General features: G+C 58.8%; 3 rRNA genes. All 3 read left to right on the forward strand.

Annotated elements, in window-relative coordinates:
- The first annotated feature begins 213 nt into the window (after window positions 1-213).
- The 3 genes from ACRYM2_RS22605 to rrf all read left to right on the forward strand — a co-directional run bounded on the left by ACRYM2_RS22605 (window position 214) and on the right by rrf (window position 5,871).
- Window positions 214-1,731 (forward strand): 16S ribosomal RNA (locus tag ACRYM2_RS22605).
- A gap of 653 nt (window positions 1,732-2,384) precedes the next feature.
- Window positions 2,385-5,544 (forward strand): 23S ribosomal RNA (locus ACRYM2_RS22610).
- Window positions 5,545-5,754: 210 nt separating this feature from the next.
- Window positions 5,755-5,871 (forward strand): 5S ribosomal RNA (rrf, locus tag ACRYM2_RS22615).
- Together the 16S, 23S and 5S rRNA genes form the textbook arrangement of a ribosomal RNA operon.
- The last annotated feature ends 9 nt before the right edge of the window (window positions 5,872-5,880 follow it).

The raw sequence follows: 5,880 nt of genomic DNA on the forward strand, positions 1-5,880 counted from the left end.
GCGTCCGGTTCTTGAGAACTCAACAGTGTGCCAAGTGTTGATGCCAAATCAATCAACCCCGTATGGCCACCGCTCATCTGGGTGGTGGTTGGGGATTCCTTTGGTGTTGTTCCTCCATCTTCTGCTCGCCAGCGGGGGTGGGGGTTTTCGAGACCAAGGGTCAACTTTGGAAGTCTATGGATCTACGCCGCTCTTCGGGGTGGTGGAGGTTTTTCGACGGAGAGTTTGATCCTGGCTCAGGACGAACGCTGGCGGCGTGCTTAACACATGCAAGTCGAACGGTGAACCCCTTCGGGGGGGATCAGTGGCGAACGGGTGAGTAACACGTGAGCAACCTGCCCCTGGCTCTGGGACAACCACTGGAAACGGTGGCTAATACCGGATACGACTCGCCTCGGCATCGAGTGCGGGTGGAAAGTTTTTCGGCTGGGGATGGGCTCGCGGCCTATCAGCTTGTTGGTGGGGTGATGGCCCACCAAGGCGACGACGGGTAGCCGGCCTGAGAGGGCGACCGGCCACACTGGGACTGAGACACGGCCCAGACTCCTACGGGAGGCAGCAGTGGGGAATATTGCACAATGGGCGAAAGCCTGATGCAGCGACGCCGCGTGAGGGATGACGGCCTTCGGGTTGTAAACCTCTTTCAGCTCCGAAGAAGCGCAAGTGACGGTAGGAGCAGAAGAAGCACCGGCTAACTACGTGCCAGCAGCCGCGGTAATACGTAGGGTGCAAGCGTTGTCCGGAATTATTGGGCGTAAAGAGCTCGTAGGCGGTGTGTCGCGTCTGCTGTGAAAACTCAGGGCTCAACTCTGAGCTTGCAGTGGGTACGGGCACACTTGAGTGCTGTAGGGGAGACTGGAATTCCTGGTGTAGCGGTGAAATGCGCAGATATCAGGAGGAACACCGGTGGCGAAGGCGGGTCTCTGGGCAGTTACTGACGCTGAGGAGCGAAAGCATGGGGAGCGAACAGGATTAGATACCCTGGTAGTCCATGCCGTAAACGTTGGGCGCTAGGTGTGGGGTCCATTCCACGGATTCCGTGCCGCAGCTAACGCATTAAGCGCCCCGCCTGGGGAGTACGGCCGCAAGGCTAAAACTCAAAGGAATTGACGGGGGCCCGCACAAGCGGCGGAGCATGCGGATTAATTCGATGCAACGCGAAGAACCTTACCAAGGCTTGACATGCGCGGTGGAATCCCAGAGATGGGGTGTCATTTAGTTGGTCGCGTACAGGTGGTGCATGGTTGTCGTCAGCTCGTGTCGTGAGATGTTGGGTTAAGTCCCGCAACGAGCGCAACCCTCGTTCCATGTTGCCAGCAATTCGGTTGGGGACTCATGGGAGACTGCCGGGGTCAACTCGGAGGAAGGTGGGGATGACGTCAAATCATCATGCCCCTTATGTCTTGGGCTTCACGCATGCTACAATGGCCAGTACAGAGGGCTGCGATACCGTGAGGTGGAGCGAATCCCAAAAAGCTGGTCTCAGTTCGGATCGGGGTCTGCAACTCGACCCCGTGAAGTCGGAGTCGCTAGTAATCGCAGATCAGCAACGCTGCGGTGAATACGTTCCCGGGCCTTGTACACACCGCCCGTCACGTCATGAAAGTCGGTAACACCCGAAGCCGGTGGCCTAACCCGCAAGGGGAGGAGCTGTCGAAGGTGGGACTGGCGATTGGGACGAAGTCGTAACAAGGTAGCCGTACCGGAAGGTGCGGCTGGATCACCTCCTTTCTAAGGAGCATCAACCCGCTCACCCCTTCTGGGGGTGGGTGGGGTGGACCGGTTTCTACCAGCGAACGTCTGGGGGCCGGTGCTCGAGGGTGGAACATCAACACGGCATTCGCTGCTTCACTGCTGCGCTAGTACGGCCGGGTCTTGACGTGTCTTGACCTGGTGGGGAACGCGATCGGTGGTGGGTGTGGTGGGTGCCTGGCGCACTGTTGGGTCCTGAGGGACCGGGCACTGCATCCGGGTCGGCGTGATCGCCGGCTGGGGTGTGGGGTTCGTTTCTTCTTCTCAGGCCGTCTGTGGCAGGTCATACCGGCTGGGTTCTTCGCCTGGTGTCTGGTGTCTGCTGGTTGAGCAGGTGGTGTCTGGTTGTCGTTTGAGAACTGCACAGTGGACGCGAGCATCATGTAGTGGTGTTCGTCGAGTAGATAATCCTCTGATGATGTGGATCGCTGCTTCTGCTCCTCCTTTCGTCCGGGTCGGCCTTTGCGGGTCGTGCCGGTGGGTGGGGGGTTGGGTGTGGTGGTTCGCTGTCTTTGTGGTTTGGGTTTTGATTTCTGCACTGGCTTCACGCTGCTGCTGCTGCGGGTTGGGCTGCTGCTTTCCTGGTTTCGGCTGGGGGGTTGGTGGTGTGTCCGTGGTGGGTGGTGTGTGGTGCTCAAGTGTGTAAGGGCGCATGGTGGATGCCTTGGCATCAGGAGCCGATGAAGGACGTGGGAGCCTGCGATAAGCCTCGGGGAGTTGGCAACCAAGCGTTGATCCGAGGGTGTCCGAATGGGGAAACCCGGCCGTCGTCATGGGCGGTCACCCGCATCTGAATGTATAGGGTGCGTGGAGGGAACGTGGGGAAGTGAAACATCTCAGTACCCACAGGAAGAGAAAACAACAGTGATTCCGTGAGTAGTGGCGAGCGAAAGCGGATGAGGCTAAACCGCGCTTGTGTGATACCTGGTAGGGGTTGCAGGTGTGGGGTTGTGGGAGTGTGCCGGAGCCGTCTACCAGCGGTTCGGGGAGTGAGAAAGTCGTGGTGTAGCCGAAGGGCCTGGGATGGTCCGGCGTAGTGGGTGAGACCCCCGTAGGCGAAACATCGCGGCCTCCTTGGGCGCGCCTCCCGAGTAGCACGGGGCTCGTGGAATCTCGTGTGAATCTGCCAGGACCACCTGGTAAGCCTAAATACTTCCTGATGACCGATAGCGGACAAGTACCGTGAGGGAATGGTGAAAAGCACCCCGGGAGGGGAGTGAAATAGTACCTGAAACCATGTGCCTACAATCCGTCGGAGCCGGCTCGTTCCGGTGACGGCGTGCCTTTTGAAGAATGAGCCTGCGAGTTAGTGGTGCGTGGCGAGGTTAACCCGTGGGGGGTAGCCGTAGCGAAAGCGAGTCCGAATAGGGCGTATCAGTCGCGTGCTCTAGACCCGAAGCGGAGTGATCTACCCATGGCCAGGTTGAAGCGCGGGTAAGACCGCGTGGAGGACCGAACCCACCAGGGTTGAAAACCTGGGGGATGAGCTGTGGGTAGGGGTGAAAGGCCAATCAAACTCCGTGATAGCTGGTTCTCCCCGAAATGCATTTAGGTGCAGCGTCACGTGTTTCTTGCTGGAGGTAGAGCTACTGGATGGCCGATGGGCCCCACCGGGTTACTGACGTCAGCCAAACTCCGAATGCCGGTAAGTGAGAGCGTGGCAGTGAGACTGCGGGGGATAAGCTTCGTAGTCGAGAGGGAAACAGCCCAGATCATCAGCTAAGGCCCCTAAGCGTGTGCTAAGTGGGAAAGGATGTGGAGTTGCGCAGACAACCAGGAGGTTGGCTTAGAAGCAGCCACCCTTTAAAGAGTGCGTAATAGCTCACTGGTCAAGTGATTCCGCGCCGACAATGTAGCGGGGCTCAAGTACACCGCCGAAGCTGTGGCATTCACATGTGAACTTCAGGACGCCGGCGCCTTCTTGCCTTCGGGTGGGGGTGGGTGTGTGTTCTGCAGGTGTGTGGATGGGTAGGGGAGCGTCGTGTGTGGGGTGAAGCAGCCTGGTGATGGGTTGTGGACTGCACACGAGTGAGAATGCAGGCATGAGTAGCGAATGACGGGTGAGAAACCCGTCCGCCGATTGACCAAGGGTTCCAGGGCCAGGTTCATCCGCCCTGGGTAAGTCGGGACCTAAGGCGAGGCCGACAGGCGTAGTCGATGGACAACGGGTTGATATTCCCGTACCGGCGTAGAACCGTCCATGGTGAGGCCGGGGATGCTAAGCACCCAAAGCCTTTCGTTGCCTTCGGGCGCGAAGTGGTGGAGCGTGTGACCCGATCCGGTAGTAGTCAAGCGTGTTAACAGGGGTGACGCAGGAGGGTAGCTTCCGCGTGGCGATGGTTGTCCACGTCCAAGGGTGTAGGGCGAGGTGTTGGCAAATCCGCACCTCATGTGCCTGAGACCTGATGGTGACCCCGTAGGGGGGAAGTAGGGTGATCCCATGCTGCCTAGAAAAGCCTCGGCGCGAGGTTCGAGCCGCCCGTACCCTAAACCGACTCAGGTGGTCAGGTAGAGAATACCGAGGCGATCGAGTGAATCGTGGTTAAGGAACTCGGCAAAATGCCCCCGTAACTTCGGGAGAAGGGGGGCCTGAGACGTGAAGCCGCTTGCCGGCTAGCGTTTGAGGGCCGCAGAGACCAGGGGGAAGCGACTGTTTACTAAAAACACAGGTCCGTGCGAAGTCGCAAGACGATGTATACGGACTGACGCCTGCCCGGTGCTGGAACGTTAAGGGGACCGGTTACTTCCACTTCGGTGGGGGGACGCTGAGAACTTAAGCGCCAGTAAACGGCGGTGGTAACTATAACCATCCTAAGGTAGCGAAATTCCTTGTCGGGTAAGTTCCGACCTGCACGAATGGCGTAACGACTTCCCCGCTGTCTCAACCGCGAACTCGGCGAAATTGCACTACGAGTAAAGATGCTCGTTACGCGCAGCAGGACGGAAAGACCCCGGGACCTTCACTATAGCTTGGTATTGGTGTTCGGAACGGCTTGTGTAGGATAGGTGGGAGACTGTGAAGCGGTCACGCTAGTGGTCGTGGAGTCGACGTTGAAATACCACTCTGGTCGTTCTGGATGTCTAACTTCGGTCCGTGATCCGGATCAGGGACAGTGCCTGGTGGGTAGTTTAACTGGGGCGGTTGCCTCCTAAAGAGTAACGGAGGCGCCCAAAGGTTCCCTCAGCCTGGTTGGCAATCAGGTGTTGAGTGTAAGTGCACAAGGGAGCTTGACTGTGAGACAGACATGTCGAGCAGGGACGAAAGTCGGGACTAGTGATCCGGCCGTGGAGTGTGGAATCGCGGTCGCTCAACGGATAAAAGGTACCCCGGGGATAACAGGCTGATCTTGCCCAAGAGTCCATATCGACGGCATGGTTTGGCACCTCGATGTCGGCTCGTCGCATCCTGGGGCTGGAGTAGGTCCCAAGGGTTGGGCTGTTCGCCCATTAAAGCGGTACGCGAGCTGGGTTTAGAACGTCGTGAGACAGTTCGGTCCCTATCCGCTGCGCGCGTTGGAAACTTGAGAAGGGCTGTCCCTAGTACGAGAGGACCGGGACGGACGAACCTCTGGTGTGCCAGTTGTTCCGCCAGGAGCATGGCTGGTTGGCTACGTTCGGAAGGGATAACCGCTGAAGGCATCTAAGCGGGAAGCCTGCTTCGAGATGAGGTTTCCGTGCCCCGTGAGGGGTGGGAGGCTCCCTGTAGACGACAGGGTTGATAGGCCGGGTGTGGAAGCAACGACGAAAGAGTTGTGGAGCTGACCGGTACTAATAAGCCGATCACTTGTTCACCACGCACCAGCTGCCGCGGGCCCTTGTGGGGGTTTGCGGGGTGGGTGTTGGGGTGCAGGATGATCAAAACCCAGAGGTTGCTGGGTGAGTGCTGCTACGAGTTGTGTTTCGCGTCCATTGTGTGGTTCTCGGGTGACAACCCGCGCGCCCACCACGTGCCCCCTTTGGGGGGTTGGTGGTGGGGGTGTGGTTGGAGCCTGGCCTTTGTGGTCCGGTGGTCATAGCGGTGGGGAAACGCCCGGTCTCATTCCGAACCCGGAAGCTAAGCCCACCAGCGCCGATGGTACTGCTCGGGAGACTGGGTGGGAGAGTAGGACACCGCCGGCCACTCACCTT

Origin of the sequence: Kineococcus aridisoli (assembly GCF_050871885.1) — a bacterium.
GTDB lineage: Bacteria > Actinomycetota > Actinomycetes > Actinomycetales > Kineococcaceae > Kineococcus.